We start from the raw sequence: 14,169 nt of genomic DNA, 5'->3' as shown, positions 1-14,169 counted from the left end.
AGAACGCCGTTGCCAGACGCCCAATCGTTAACACCCTGCTGACGCACGCGCAGGTGGATTTCCGTTGCAATGTGCCATGCCATGCGACAGTCGCAGGCATGGAACCCATGCCATGACCAACTCCGCCCCTTTTCCGTCGCCTGCGCCCCTGCCGGCAAAGCGCCTGCTGGTATCGATCCATGACGTATCGCCGCGTTCGGAAAGCGCGGTCGATGCGCTGGCCGAACGGATCACCGCGCTCATCGGCGGCCCTCGGTTTGCCATGCTGGTCATCCCCGACCATTGGCACACGGCACCGATCGCGGGGAATGCCGCGTTCCACGCCCGGCTGCGGCAATGGGCGGACCAGGGCATCGAAATGTTTCTGCACGGCTGGTGCCACCGCGATGAAACCCCGGCGCGCGGGGCACTCGCCGGGTTCAAGGGCAAGCACATGACCGCGGGCGAAGGCGAATTCCTCAACCTGTCGCAGGCAGAGGCGACGCGCCGCATGCGCGATGGCAAAGCGCTGCTGGAGGATATCCTGGGCGCGCCAGTCGCCGGTTTTATCGCCCCGGCCTGGCTGTATGGTCCGGGAGCGCTGGCGGCACTGGACGACATCGGCTTTGCCATGGCCGAAGACCACCTGAAAGTGTGGACGCCGGGATCGCGCAAAGTGGTCGCGCGTGGCCCGGTGGTGACCTGGGCCAGCCGCAGCCCGGGACGGATTCGGTCCTCCACCGCGTTTGCCGCACTGGCGCGCGTGGCCCTGCCCGTGCTGCCCACACTGCGGCTGGCGGTGCACCCCGGCGATGTGACCGTGCCCGGGCTGCTGGCATCGATCGATGCCACGCTGGCGCGGTTTGCCACCACCCACCGCGCAGGCCGCTATGACGGATTGATCGCTTGACCGCTGGCCGCCGGCGGCCAGCGGGGCCGGGCGCGCACCGATGGGGTGGACCGCGCACAATTGCTGGACCCGCGGCGTTTACCTGCCTAAACGCGTGCGCAGGGTCATCACACCCTTCATCGCCGGCGCGGGGGGGCTCGCGGGCAAGGCAGACGGAGCAACACAAGCCGATGACCATTGGTGTCAGCACCGCAACGGGGATCGCAGATGATCCGCGGGCGACCCGGGCCGCAGCGCGCGGATGCCAGGCATGACCGAGCCTGGGCTTACAGAGCCTGCACTGGCCGAAACCGTGCCCGCCGCGCTGCCCCAGACCAATGCGACCAGCGGCTGGCGGCGGCTGGGCGGGTTTGTCGGTCCGGCGATTTCGCTGGCCATTCTGGGCGCCGCACTGTGGCAGGTGCATGCGCTCGACTGGAACCGGCGGATCGTGATCCCGACTTCGCCGCTGATCTGGCTGGTGCTGATCGTCAATTACCTCAGCGGGCCGCTGGGCGACTGGGTGATTTTTCGCCGGCTGTGGAAAATCCCGGTCGAGGGCATCTTTCCGCTGGTCAAAAAGATGATCGGCAACCAGCTTTTGCTGAGCTACGTGGGTGAAGTCTATTTCTATGACTGGGCCCGTCGCCATGTCAAAATCGATGGTTCACCGTTTGGCGCGGTAAAGGATGTGGCGATCCTGTCGGCGATGGCCGGCTATGTCATGACGCTGATCATGCTGGTGGTCGCGTGGCCCTATTTCAATCACTATGCCTTTGGCTTCAACAAGCGCGAGCTGTATGGTTCGATCGCGGTCATGCTGTTGATCGGGCTCGCCATCACGTTTTTCCGCAACCGCCTGCTCAGCCTGCCGCGCGCCGATCTGCTGTTTGTGCTGGCGGTGCATATGGTGCGGCTGACCATCAACACTGTGCTGACCGCGGTGCTGTGGGCGCTGATGCTGCCGGCGGTGCCACTGTCATCGTGGCTGATGCTGTCGACCGGGCGGCTGCTGGTCACGCGCCTGCCGCTGATCCCCAACCAGGAAATCGCCTTTGCCGGGGCGCTGGCGCTGCTGGGTGGCCCGGTCAACCAGACCTATCAGATGATCACGGTTATTGCCCTGTTCATCACCGCTATCCATATTGTCGTGTTCGTAGCAATGTTGCTGCTCGATCTCGTGCAAAGGGAACGCAACGCATGATCCGTCAGGTGCTGGTGGCAGCCGCACTGCCGCTGATGACCGCGGCCTTCATCCCGTCCAGCCCCGACCTGGGCAAGGCCGAGGCGCAATGCCGGCCGGGCGAAAGTGGCCCCGCGCTGATGGTCGAAGTCGCCGGGATGAAGGACCATACCGGCAGCCTGAAGGTCGAGGTCTATCCCGCGGCCGAGGGTGATTTTCTGGCCGATGACAACGTGCTGATCATGGCCGGCAAGACCTTTCGCCGCAGCGAGGTCGCGGTGCCGGCCGATCGCCCGCCGCATCTGTGCGTGCGCGTGCCCGGCCCCGGCCGTTATGCGGTGATGGTGCTGCACGACCGCGATTCCAACCACCGCTTCAACTGGCAACATGACGGCGTGGGTTTCTCCGCCAATCCCAAACTGGGCTGGTCAAAACCAAAGGCCGCCAGCGTCGGCGTTACCGCCGGCGCCGGGATCACCCCGTTGCGGATTGTCATGAATTACCGTAACGGCGTGTTCTCGATCGGGCCGATTGGATAAGGTGCGGCCAGCGCGTCGCACCCGTCTGATCAGGGTGTCGGCCGAACGCACGACACCACGCAAAGGTTGCCAATTCACCGATGAAACTGGTCGACGTCTGTGCCTTCTATGCGCCCAAGGGCGGCGGTGTGCGCACGTATGTCGATCGCAAGCTGAAGGCCGGCGCCGCGCTGGGCCACGAAGTGGTGGTGATCGCCCCCGGTGTGCGCGACGAGATTGAGCCGCGTGGGGACAATGCGCGGATCATCTGGCTGAAATCGACGGTGTTTCCGCTTGATTTTAATTACCGCTATTTCAGCGATGTGGCCGCGTTGTACGCCACGCTCGATGCGGAAAAGCCCGATTTTGTCGAAGCGTCATCGCCCTGGCGCAGCGCCAGCATCATTGCCGACTGGCCGGGCAAGGCCCCGCGCGCGTTGATCATGCATGCCGATCCGCTGTCCGCCTATGCCTATCGCTGGTTCGATCCGGTCGCCACGCGCGACACCATCAATGGCCTGTTCAACCGCTATTGGCGCCATCTGCGGCGGCTGGATGCGGCCTTTGACCTGATCGTTTCGGCCAGCCCCGGGCTGTCGGCGCGGTTGGCCGGCGGCGGGCTGAAACATGTGGTGACCAACCCGATGGGGGTCGATCCCGGGGTGTTTTCGCCCACCTTGCGCGATCCTGCGCTGCGCAAGGGGCTGCTCGATCTGTGCGAATTGCCGGAAAGCGCGACGCTGCTGATCGGCGTCGGGCGGTTCGCACCGGAAAAACGCTGGCCGATGCTGATCGATGCGGTCACCGCGGCGGGCAACCGCAATCCGGTCGGGCTGGTGCTGGTCGGCCAGGGCCGTGACCTGAAAACCATCGAGCGGCGGATTGGCGGCAACCCGCATGTGCGCATTCTGGCGCCGATTACCGACCGGGCCGAACTGGCACGGGTGATCGCCAGCGCCGATGCGCTGCTGCACGGGTGCGAAGCCGAAACGTTCTGCATGGTCGCGGCCGAGGCACGCGCCAGCGGGCTGCCGCTGATCGTGCCGGATGAAGGCGGCGCGGCCGACCAGGCGCGCGCCTGCGATGGCTGGATCTACAAATCCGCCGATGCCGCCGCCGCGGCCGAGGCGATCGGCGAATATTGCACCGGGCGTGAAGCAGGCGTGGCCGGGCCCAGCGCCCACATCCCAAGCCCACGCACGATGGATGACCATTTCCGCGAACTGTTCGGCACTTATGAGGCGCTGATCGCCCCCAGTGCCCGCGCCGCGTAACCGTTGCGGCCCCTGCCGATTCTTGCTGCATTGCAGTATCGGCGCCACCCTGCCCATGCGCAATTGCCGGGGTATCCAACGTTTTACAGCGCACAGGCAACGCTTCATCGCAAGGATGCCCTGCACCGCGATCCTTGGTGTTAGCCACAAGCGGTAAGGTTGGGCAGCGTCCGACTTCGCGATCCCGGTGCGGGCATGGCGAAGCGATGGGGCACCAACGGGTCGATAGCTGCGGGGTTTTTTCACGATGATGTCCGGCCGGCGCCGGTTCCTGGGCACGATTGCCGGAACCGTAGCCTCCGTCCTGTTGCCGCGCGGCGCATCCGCAGCGGTCTTGCCCGGGGTGACCGAATGGTCGCCCTGGGGCGTGGTGCCGACCGAATCGCTGATTACCGAACCCGCCCCGACCGACCAGGTAGCGGCGCTGTTGCCGCGCGCGATCGCCGCGCTCGATACGCATGGCGCGCGGCTGACTGATCGCACCGTGCTGGGTCTGGTCGATTTTTCGGTCCCGTCGCGCATTCCCCGGCTGCATATCGTCGATGTGGCAGCCGGGCGCGTGGTATCCAGCCACCTGGTGGCCCATGGCAAGGGATCAGACCCGGCCAACAGCGGCTGGGCCGAACGCTTTTCCAACCGGCTGGGTTCCGAAGCGTCATCCAATGGCAGCTTCATGATTGGCGAAACCTATTTCGGCAAACATGGCCGGTCGCGCCGGGTGATCGGGCTGGACAGCGAAAACGACCAGGCCGAAGTGCGCGGCATCGTCATCCACGCTGCCAGCTATGTCGACCCCGGCTTTGCCAGCCAATATGGCCGGATCGGGCGCAGCCAGGGGTGTTTTGCGGTCGGTTCGGGCGAAATCGACACCGTGCTCGATCTGCTGGGCCCGGGGCGGCTACTGTTCGCCACGCGCTGATCCGCACGCCTGCTTTGCGGTGATCCCTGCCTGACGGGTCGCGTGATCCACCCCCCACAAATATGTCAATTTGTCGCAGGCCGTTGGTGCCCGCCAAAAAGATGTGGATTGCCGCCGGTTCGCCGCCTAATGCCCCGCTACAGATTGCGAACGCAGCACGGGCGGGGCAATATCCGTTTGCATATGAAGGCCTGACTTTGCGCCGATCATTCTCTTATGCGGGGCTGCCAGCGGCACGCCGGGCGATTCCGGCGTGGTGCGCCGTGCTTGGCCCGGTGCTGCTGGCCGGCTGTAGCAGCCAGCCGCCACCGCCACCCCCGCCGCCCATGGTCGGGGTGATCACCGTGCAGGCCAGCGCGGTGCCGGTGATGACCGAATTGACCGGGCGCACGCAGGCCTCTGAAACCGCCGAAGTGCGCCCGCAGGCCACCGGGATCGTGACCGACCGGCTGTTTGCCGAAGGCAGCGCCGTGCGCAAGGGTCAGCCGCTGTACCAGATCGACGCGCGCGTCTATGCCGCCACCCATGCGCAGGCGCGCGCTGCGCTGGCCAATGCCGAAGCGGTGGTAGAAGCAAACCGGTTAAAGGCCGAACGCTATCGCACGCTGGCCGCCAGTGGCGGGATCAGCCGGCAGGACGCCGCCGATGCCGATGCCGCCTGGCAACAATCGCGCGCGAACGTCGCTTCTGCCCGTGCGGCGCTCGATCTGACGCGGGTCAATCTGGGCTTTACCCGGATCGTGGCGCCGATTTCGGGGCGCATCGGCCAGTCCGCCGTAACGCGCGGCGCACTGGTGACCGCCGATCAGCCGATGGCACTGGCCAAGATCCAGCGGCTCGATCCGATCTGGGTGAACATTCAGCAGTCGAGCGCCGATTTCATCGCGCTGCGCCATGCGCTTGAATCGGGCCAGTTGGGCAGCACCGGCAGCACACCGGTGCGCATCGTGCTGGCCGACGGCAGCGCCTGGGCCAGCCCGGGCCGGCTCGATTTTGCCGATATCGATGTCAATGAACAGACCGGAACGGTCACCCTGCGCGTGATCGTGCCCAACCCGCACGGCGATCTGCTGCCCGGCCTGTTTGTAAAGGCGCAAACCGCGCAGGGCGTGGTGCAGAATGGCATGCTGATCCCGCAGGCCGCGGTCAGCCGCGATGCGCGCGGCAATCCGATGGTGCTGGTGGTCGGCAAGGGCGATGTGATCGAAACCCGCAGCGTAACCACATCCACCACGTTTGGCGCCAACTGGCTGGTGACCGGGGGTCTGCGCCCGGGTGAACGCGTGGTGGTCGAAGGCCATCTGGCGGCGCGGGCCGGCACCCATGTCCGGGTCAACCCGGCGACACTGACGACCGCCAACACCACCGCTCCCAACACCAAGACCGGCGGGTAAACCCCGCGATGCTCAGCCGCTATTTTGTCGATCGGCCGATATTTGCCTGGGTGCTGGCGATCCTGGTGATGATCGCCGGTGGTATTGCGATCACCACCATGGGGGTCGAACAGTTCCCCGACATTGCCCCGCCAACGATCTCGGTCAGCGCATCCTATCCCGGCGCGGATGCGCACACGGTGGAAAACACCGTCACCCAGATCCTGGAACAGCAGTTGAAAGGCGTGGACGGGCTGATCTATTTCACCTCGACCAGCAGCAATGGCCAGGCACAGATCACCGCGACCTTCAACAAGGGCGTGAATCCCGATACCGCGCAAGTGCAGGTGCAAAACGTGCTGGCCAAAGCGACCAGCCGGCTGCCTGCGCAAGTACAATCGCAAGGGTTGCAGATCAACAAGGCGCAGTCCGATCTGCTGATGATGGTTTCGCTCTATGATGTCAGCGGCAAAAGCAGCAATGCCGATGTCTCCGACTATATGTCAACGCGCATTGCCGATGCGGTTTCGCGCATCAACGGCGTGGGTTCGGCGGATTCGTTCGGCACGCAATATGCCATGCGGATCTGGCTTGATCCGGTGCGACTGGCGTCGGTCAGGTTGATGCCGCAGGATGTGATCCGCGCGCTCAATGCCCAGAATGCGCAGATTTCCGCTGGTGAAGTCGGCATGCTGCCCTCCCCCGACACGCAGCGGCTGAACGCCACGATCACCTCGCGGTCACGGCTCACCACGGTTGACCAGTTCAACGCCGTGGTTCTGAAAACGCAGGTCGATGGATCGCGCGTGCTGCTGAAAGATGTCGCGCGGGTTGAACTGGGGCAGGAAAACTACACGTCGCTCAACACGCTGGATGGCCACCCGGCGACAGGCCTGGGGATCAGCCTGGCGTCAGGCGCCAATGCCATGACCACCGCGCTGGCGGTGAAGCAGAAGATTGCCGATCTGACCCGCGATATGCCGCCGGGCTACAGCATCACCTATCCGCGCGACAACAGCGTGTTCGTGCGGGTTTCGATCGTGGAAGTGGTGTGGACGCTGTTTGAGGCGATCGCGCTGGTGGTGATCGTGATGTACGTGTTCCTGCAAAACTGGCGTGCAACGCTGATCCCGGCGATCGCGGTGCCGGTGGTGCTGCTGGGCACGATGGGCATTCTGGCGGCGGTCGGCTATTCAATCAACACATTGACAATGTTCGGGCTGGTGCTGGCGATCGGGCTGCTGGTGGATGACGCCATCGTCGTGGTCGAAAATGTCGAACGCGTGATGCGCGAAGACCGGCTGAACGCGCGCGACGCAACGATCCGGTCGATGACCGAAATCACCCCGGCGCTGGTCGGGATTTCACTGGTGCTGGCGGCGGTGTTTGTGCCGATGGCGTTCTTTGGCGGATCGACCGGCACGATCTATCGCCAGTTTTCGATCACCATCGTTTCGGCGATGGGGCTGTCGGTGCTGGTCGCGCTGATCCTCACCCCGGCGCTGGCGGCAACGCTCTTGCATGACGGCGATGGCGACATCGGCCATGATGCCCGCCCCGGCAGCCTGTTTGCGCGTTTCAACCATGGCTATGACCGGCTGAGCAACGGATTTCAGGCGCGGCTGGAACGCTTTGTCCAGCGGCCGCTGCCATGGCTGGCGGTGTTTGCGGGCATCGCGGCGATCAGCCTGGTGCTGGAAACACAGTTGCAGACCGGGTTTCTGCCCGAAGAAGACCAGGGCAATATCAGCTTTGCGATGACCCTGCCCGCCGGCGCAACGATCAACCAGACACGCATCTTTGCCGAAGGCGTGACCAACTGGATTCAGCAGACCGAATCCGCGAATGTCGAACACATCTTTCTGGGCATGGGCCGCAACCAGGCCGCCGGCAGCGCGCAAAACGTTGCGCAAGGCTGGATGAAATTGCGCCCGTGGGCCGATCGCAAGGGCTATGACCATAGCTCTGCCGCGATCGTCGCCCGGCTCAACAAGCATTTCCGCACGTTGTATCAGGGGCAGGCGGTGGCGTTGACACCACCGGCGGTGCGCGGGCTGGGCACATCGGCCGGGTTTGAAATGTGGCTGCAGGACAGCGGCGGCCAAGGCACGGCGGCGCTGAACCAGGCGCGCAAGGATCTGATGGCACAGGCCATGGCCGATCCGAAACTGGCGCAGATCCGCTTTGGCGGGCTGGAAGACACACCGCAGTTGCAGGTGGACATGAACGATGCCGCGATCACCGCGATGCAGGTCAGCCCCGATGACGTCAATGCCACGCTGTCGACCGCGTGGGGCGGCAGCTATGTTGGCGATTTCCTCGATCGCGGGCGGGTGAAGCGAGTCTATGTGCAGGGTGATACCGCCTTTCGCATGACGCCAGAGGCGATCGGGCAGTGGTTTGTGCGCGGCGCCAATGGCGACATGGTGCCGTTTTCCACGCTGGCACAGACCCGCTGGACCTCCGGATCAAACCAGTTGCGCCGTTTCAATGGCTTGCCCGCGCAACAAGTGGTGGGCACCGGTGGCCCCGGCATCAGTTCGGGCGCATCGATGGCCGAAGTGACCCGGCTGGCCGGTCAGATCGGCGGCGGTTATACCGTCGCCTGGGCCGGCATGTCGTATCAACAGCAAGTCGCCGCCGATCAGGCGCCGGCGCTGTTTGCGGCATCGATCCTGTTCATTTTCCTGTGCCTTGCGGCCTTGTATGAAAGCTGGTCGGTGCCGGTTTCGGTGATGCTGGTGATCCCGCTGGGGATTATCGGCGCGGTCACCGCGGCCACGGTGCGCGGATTGTCCAACGACATCTTTTTCCAGGTCGCCTTGCTCACCACGATCGGGCTGTCGGCAAAAAACGCCATCCTGATCGTCGAATTTGCCGAATCTGCGCTTGGTCGCGGGCTGACCCCGCTCGATGCCGCGCTGGGGGCGGTGCGGCTGCGTTTTCGCCCAATCGTGATGACCAGCGTGGCGTTCATTGCAGGGGTTGTTCCGCTGGTTCTTGCCAGCGGAGCCGGCGCCAACGGGCGTCAGGCGATCGGCACAACCGTGCTGGGCGGGATGATTTCGGCCACAGTGCTGGCGGTGTTCTTCGTCCCGCTGTTCTTCATTGTCGTCAAAAACCGCTTTGCCCGCAAAATGACCGTGACACCGGTGGCAACCGCATGACCCGGCGCGCGATCACGCTGGCCATGACGGCGCTCGCGGCCGGCGGGTGCAGCATGGCCCCCACCTATCACCGCCCCGCCGCGCCGGTGGCGGCGACCTTGCCGCAGGGCCCGTCCTATCCGGCGCTGACCGAGGGCGATGGCGCGATCGATGCCATCGGCTGGCACGCATTTTTCCCCGACCCCCGGTTGCAACGCGTGATCGCCACCGCATTGGCCAGCAACCGCGATCTGCGCGCGGGTATCGCCAATGTCGAGGTCGCACGCGCGCAATACCATGTGGCGCGCGCCGCCCAGTTGCCCACGATCAACGCCGTGCCATCGGCCAGCCGCTATCATGGGTCGGTCAGCGCCAATGGCTATACCAGCGGCTACAACAATTCGGGCAACACGACCGAGGCGTTCGGCATTTCCAGCGGGTTTGCCGCGTTCGAAATCGACCTGTGGGGCCGCGTCCGCAGCCAGAGCCGCGCCGCGATCGAAGCCTGGCTGGCCAGCGACGAAGGCCACAAGGCGGCACAGACCGCGCTGGTGGCCGAGGTCGCCACCGCCTGGGCCACCGTCGGCGCGCGCGCCGATGCGCTGGCCGTGGCGCGCGATACCCTGGCCAGCCGGCAACAATCGCTCGATCTGGCACGGGCGCGCGAAACCCAGGGCGTGGGCACCGGGCTGGCGGTGGCGCAGGCCGAATTGCTGATGCAGACCGCGCAATCGGATCTGGCCGCCTATACCACCGCACTGGCGCAGGCGCGCAACGCGCTGCAATTGCTGGCGGGTGCAGAACTGCCGGCGGCGGATGTGCCGACCACGCTGGATGACGATGCAGTGCTGCACAGCCTGCCGGTCGGGACGCCGTCTGCGGTGTTGTTGCGGCGGCCCGATGTGCTGGCGGCGGAACACCAGTTGCAGGCCGCCAATGCCAGCATTGGCGCGGCGCGCGCCGCGCTGTTCCCAACCATTTCACTCACCAGTCTGGTCGGGCTGGCCAGCGGATCGCTCAGCGGGCTGTTCGATCAGGGTGGCACGTTCAATTATGGCATAGGCGGCAGCGCAACGCAGACGCTGTTCGATGGCGGGGCAAAGGCGGGCAACCTGGCCGCCGCACGCGCGCGCCACGATGCGGCGGTGGCACAGTATGAAAAGGCCGTGCAAAGTGCGTTCAGCGATGTTGCCAATGCGCTGGCGCGGCGCGGCACCATCGATGCGCAGCTGGCCGCACAGAACGCATCGGTCACCAGCGCGCAGCGTGCCGCCACGCTGACCCGCGCGCGCTATGACAACGGGGTGGATACCAGCCTGGCCGCGCTCGATGCCGAACGCACGGTCTATGCCGCACGCCAGTCGCTGGTGGCGACCCGGCTGGAACGGGTGACCAACATGGTCACGCTCTATGCCGTGCTGGGCGGCGGGCTGAAACCGTAAGCATGACCGAACTGGCCATCCGCCTGGCGCGCGCCGCGTTCAACCGGGCGCTGGCCGCGGGTGACCTGGCCGCGATCCCCGCGATCCTGGCGCCCGATGCAATCCTGATCGCCGGCACCGACAGCGCGCTGATCAGTGGCCGCAAGGCGCAATTGCAGGCGTGGAAGCGTGAATTTGCCGCGCCCGACCGCACCATCTATGTGCGTACACCCGGCACCGTGGCCGTGTCCACCGTCGCACCGATCGCGCTGGAACAAGGCACCTGGCACGGGACAGCGGCGAACAGCGGTCAACTGTTTGCCAGCGGCACCTACAGCGCAAAATGGCGCTGCATCGCGTCGCAATGGGTGATCGAGGGTGAGCTGTTCCTGACACTGGCGTGATGCTGGCCTGACGCCAGGCGCGCGCAATCAGGCAGGGTTTGCGTCCTCAGCCTCCAGGCGCACCACCAGCGCCGCGATCTCGTCGGGGTTGAGCAGCCAGGTCCGGGTCTTGCGCCCTTCACGAAACACCGGCCGGGTCAGCAGGATGCGCGCCTGTTCTTTGGCCGACGCCTTGAAAATCGCAAAATGACTGACGCAGTCGCGCACGGTGCCGATAATCGGCGTCTTGCCGTCGAGGTCGATCAGGGTCGCGGGCTGGTCAAAGGGGATGTCTTTCATGGCTGAAACCTAGCGCAAGCGGGACCGGGCGCATACCCCCTGCACGCGCGGGCATCGCCGCATGGTGCAGGCAGATTTTCGTGGCCCGCCATGCCTGCCGGCCCTATATTCCGTCACGACGCTGACAATCACCGGGGAAACAGGGCATGACCTTTACATTGTACGACGCAACGATCCCGACCTATTTGCAGATTCTGGGGGCAGTGTCCGGTCTGGTGGCCAAGGCGGAAGCGTTTTGTGCCGAACATGCGCTGGAGCCCGATGCGCTGCTGCAGGCGCGGCTGACGGACGACATGCTGCCGTTTGCCTATCAGGTGAAATCGGTGGCGGTGCATTCGATCGGCGCGATCGAAGGCGTGCGCCGGGGCGTGTTTTCGCCCGACATGACCCCGCCACCCGCCACTTTTGCTGGCCTGGCCGCGGCCCTGGATGCGGCGAGCGCAGCCTTGCAGGCGATCGACCCCGACGAAGTGAATGGCTTTATCGGCGGCGCGATGCGCTTTGAAATTGGCACCGCCTATCGCCTGGATTTCACGGCCGAGGCGTTTCTGCTGTCGTTTTCGCAGCCCAATTTCCATTTTCACGCGGCCACCGCCTATGACATCCTGCGCATGAAGGGCGTCAAGATCGGCAAGCGCGATTACCTGGGGGCCATGCGCAAGCTGGACTGAACGCGCAAGCTGGATTGAACGCGCAGGCTGGACTGAACGCGCAGCGCCGCGGCGGTTGCTATCGCGCCCGCCGCCGATATGCTGTGGCGACATGACCCAAAGGACAGTCCCATGCGCCCACATGCCCTGATGACCGGTTGTTCGCTGATTGCCGCCGCGCTGGCAGCGCCGGCCTTCGCCGATCCGGTGCGGGTCGATCCCGCGCCAAAGCCGGTGGTATCGGCGCTGGCGGCGATCGCCGAGGCCGATCTGCGCGCCGATCTGACCTTTCTGACCGCCGACGGCTTGCGCGGGCGGATGTCGCTGGAACCGGGCGACGATGCGGCCATTGCCTGGGTCGCATCGGAGTTTGCAAAGGCCGGGCTGCAACCGGCGGCCACCGACGCCGACGGGCACCCCGGCTATCTGCAGGCGGTGCCGCTGGTGGAATATGCGCCCGACACCCAAACCAGCTATATCGCATTGGGCGACGCGCGGTTTGCCCAGCCTGCCTATACCGGGGGCTATCGCGATGATGTGGACATGACCGCGCCGCTGGTGTTTGCCGGGTACGGCGTGACTGTACCGGGCCTGGGTTATGACGATTACCGCGGGATCGATGCGCGCGGGGCCATCGCGCTGGTGTTTGACCATGAACCGCAGGAGGATGATCCCGCATCGCGGTTCAACGGCGCGGGCAACACGCGCCACGCCACCGCGCGGGTAAAGGCGCTGAACGCCGAGGCGCACGGCGCGCTGGCGGTGATCATCCTGCCCGAACCCAACCGCAAACATCCCTCCAACGCCGAACGGTCAAAACGCATCGGCGGCAGCGTGACGCGCGTGCCCGCGCTGCCGGTGCAGGCGCGCGCCGATGATGAACTGCATATCCCGGTGCTGACGCTGACCGACCCGGTGACAAAGGCAATATTTGCCGCTGCCGGCGCCGATGCCGGCGCATTGCAGGCGGCGATCGACCGCGATCTGGCGCCGCATGGCGCGCGCCTGCACACCGCGCCGCTGCATATCCACCTGGAAAACGCAGAGCGCAGCCGCGGCGTGACCTATAACATTGCGGGCGTGCTGCCGGGGTCAGACCCGGCGCTGGCGGGCGAAACGCTGATCGTGTCGGGCCATCATGACCATGACGGTTCGTCGGGCGATGGCGATCACATCTGGCACGGCGCCGATGACAACGCATCGGGCACAGTCGGGGTGGTGGCGCTGGCGCACGCCTTTGCTCACATGCCGGTGCGGCCCAAACGGTCGATCCTGTTCACGGTGTTTGCGGCAGAGGAACGCGGGCTGCTGGGCGCCTATGCCATGGCCGCGCATCCGCTGCGGCCGCTGGCGACCACGCGCGCGATGATCAATTTCGACATGATCGGCCGCAACGAAACCCCCAGCGCGCAAACCGACGGGCTGATTACCATCCCGGCCGACACCACCAACCGGCTCAACCTGATCGGCGCACCCTATAGCCCCGATCTGAACGCCGCGATCGTCGCCGCCAATCGGGGCATTGGCCTCGATCTCGACAGCCGGTTTGACCGTGACAACGTGCTGAACGTGTTTTTCCGGTCGGACCAGTTTCCGTTCGTACTGCACGATATTCCGGCGTTCTGGTTTTTCACCGGGTTCCACCCCGATTACCACCACGAATCCGACACCGCCGACAAGATCAATTATGCCAAAATGGCGCGCATCCTGCGGCTGAGCGGCACCACGCTGTGGGCGCTGGGCAACAGCGCAACGGTTCCGGCGTTCGTGCCCGACCCGGCCGGGCACGCGCCCACGCCGTGATCAATCCAGCATGGCGCGGATGCGTTTGCTCAGCGCATCGATCCGCTCGGCTGCCTCGCTGAATGTTTTGACGTCGGCACGGTTGTTGTTGCCGCGCGCCTCCTTGGCGGATTCGACATAGCCTTCCATATCGGCATCGAGCGCGTCGAGCACGATTTCGGCTTCGTCTTCGGTCAGGGTCAGTTTGATCGATTTGGTCACGGGGTCGGTGCCTTTGCGTGGGTTGGATTGCCAGCCCCATAGAACGTGGCCGCCAAAAGGGTAGCCGGTTTTTGCAACACAGGATGCCTGGTCGCGCCAAATGCCATGGTCTGCAAGGCGCTTGACCTGC

At 65.2% G+C, this 14,169-nt stretch carries 13 protein-coding genes; 11 read left to right on the top strand and 2 right to left on the bottom strand.

The window, feature by feature from the left end:
* Nucleotides 1-112: 112 nt before the first annotated feature.
* From ABWP89_RS11875 to ABWP89_RS11835, 9 genes are all read left to right on the top strand, one after another.
* A complete protein-coding gene (locus ABWP89_RS11875; RefSeq protein ID WP_353229474.1) occupies nucleotides 113-889 on the top strand; it encodes a DUF2334 domain-containing protein in 777 nt (258 codons plus the stop codon).
* A 250-nt stretch (nucleotides 890-1,139) separates the two neighbouring features.
* Nucleotides 1,140-2,072 (top strand): hypothetical protein, encoded by a 933-nt coding sequence (locus tag ABWP89_RS11870; RefSeq protein ID WP_353229473.1) that lies wholly within the window; start codon nucleotides 1,140-1,142, stop codon nucleotides 2,070-2,072.
* The gene (locus ABWP89_RS11865; protein ID WP_353229472.1) at nucleotides 2,069-2,590 is read left to right on the top strand and encodes a DUF2141 domain-containing protein; all 522 of its coding nucleotides are present in this window, start codon (nucleotides 2,069-2,071) and stop codon (nucleotides 2,588-2,590) included. Before ABWP89_RS11870 ends, ABWP89_RS11865 begins: the two co-directional genes overlap by 4 nt.
* Nucleotides 2,591-2,670: 80 nt before the next feature.
* Complete coding sequence (locus ABWP89_RS11860) at nucleotides 2,671-3,843, top strand: glycosyltransferase (protein WP_353229470.1); 1,173 nt, start codon at nucleotides 2,671-2,673, stop codon at nucleotides 3,841-3,843.
* Nucleotides 3,844-4,090: 247 nt separating this feature from the next.
* Nucleotides 4,091-4,762, top strand: coding sequence for a murein L,D-transpeptidase catalytic domain family protein (locus tag ABWP89_RS11855; RefSeq protein ID WP_353229469.1), 672 nt, complete (start codon nucleotides 4,091-4,093; stop codon nucleotides 4,760-4,762).
* A gap of 197 nt (nucleotides 4,763-4,959) precedes the next feature.
* Complete coding sequence (locus ABWP89_RS11850) at nucleotides 4,960-6,156, top strand: efflux RND transporter periplasmic adaptor subunit (protein ID WP_353229468.1); 1,197 nt, start codon at nucleotides 4,960-4,962, stop codon at nucleotides 6,154-6,156.
* Between the two features lie 8 nt (nucleotides 6,157-6,164).
* Nucleotides 6,165-9,302 (top strand): efflux RND transporter permease subunit, encoded by a 3,138-nt coding sequence (locus ABWP89_RS11845; protein ID WP_353229466.1) that lies wholly within the window; start codon nucleotides 6,165-6,167, stop codon nucleotides 9,300-9,302.
* Nucleotides 9,299-10,723 carry an efflux transporter outer membrane subunit gene (locus ABWP89_RS11840; protein WP_353229465.1) on the top strand — a complete coding sequence of 475 codons (1,425 nt, stop codon included), beginning with the start codon at nucleotides 9,299-9,301 and terminating at the stop codon, nucleotides 10,721-10,723. The genes ABWP89_RS11845 and ABWP89_RS11840 overlap by 4 nt, the downstream gene beginning before the upstream one ends.
* Before the next feature lie 2 nt (nucleotides 10,724-10,725).
* Complete coding sequence (locus ABWP89_RS11835) at nucleotides 10,726-11,106, top strand: nuclear transport factor 2 family protein (protein ID WP_353229463.1); 381 nt, start codon at nucleotides 10,726-10,728, stop codon at nucleotides 11,104-11,106.
* A 27-nt stretch (nucleotides 11,107-11,133) separates the two neighbouring features.
* Here ABWP89_RS11835 and ABWP89_RS11830 read toward each other — a convergent pair whose 3' ends face one another.
* On the bottom strand, nucleotides 11,134-11,385 hold the full coding sequence (locus ABWP89_RS11830; RefSeq protein WP_353229461.1) for a hypothetical protein: 252 nt from the start codon (nucleotides 11,383-11,385) through the stop codon (nucleotides 11,134-11,136).
* A gap of 146 nt (nucleotides 11,386-11,531) precedes the next feature.
* Between ABWP89_RS11830 and ABWP89_RS11825 the strand changes: the two genes are divergently transcribed.
* Both ABWP89_RS11825 and ABWP89_RS11820 read left to right on the top strand, forming a co-directional pair.
* On the top strand, nucleotides 11,532-12,056 hold the full coding sequence (locus tag ABWP89_RS11825) for a DUF1993 domain-containing protein (RefSeq protein ID WP_353229460.1): 525 nt from the start codon (nucleotides 11,532-11,534) through the stop codon (nucleotides 12,054-12,056).
* Nucleotides 12,057-12,167: 111 nt separating this feature from the next.
* The gene (locus ABWP89_RS11820) at nucleotides 12,168-13,838 is read left to right on the top strand and encodes a M20/M25/M40 family metallo-hydrolase (protein WP_353229459.1); all 1,671 of its coding nucleotides are present in this window, start codon (nucleotides 12,168-12,170) and stop codon (nucleotides 13,836-13,838) included.
* Here ABWP89_RS11820 and ABWP89_RS11815 read toward each other — a convergent pair whose 3' ends face one another.
* Nucleotides 13,839-14,039, bottom strand: coding sequence for a hypothetical protein (locus tag ABWP89_RS11815; protein ID WP_353229457.1), 201 nt, complete (start codon nucleotides 14,037-14,039; stop codon nucleotides 13,839-13,841).
* Nucleotides 14,040-14,169: the final 130 nt, after the last annotated feature.

Origin of the sequence: Novosphingobium sp. (assembly GCF_040398825.1) — a bacterium.
Lineage (GTDB): Bacteria > Pseudomonadota > Alphaproteobacteria > Sphingomonadales > Sphingomonadaceae > Novosphingobium.
Note: the sequence above shows the minus strand (reverse complement) of the source record. Positions and strands in the feature narration are given on the sequence as shown.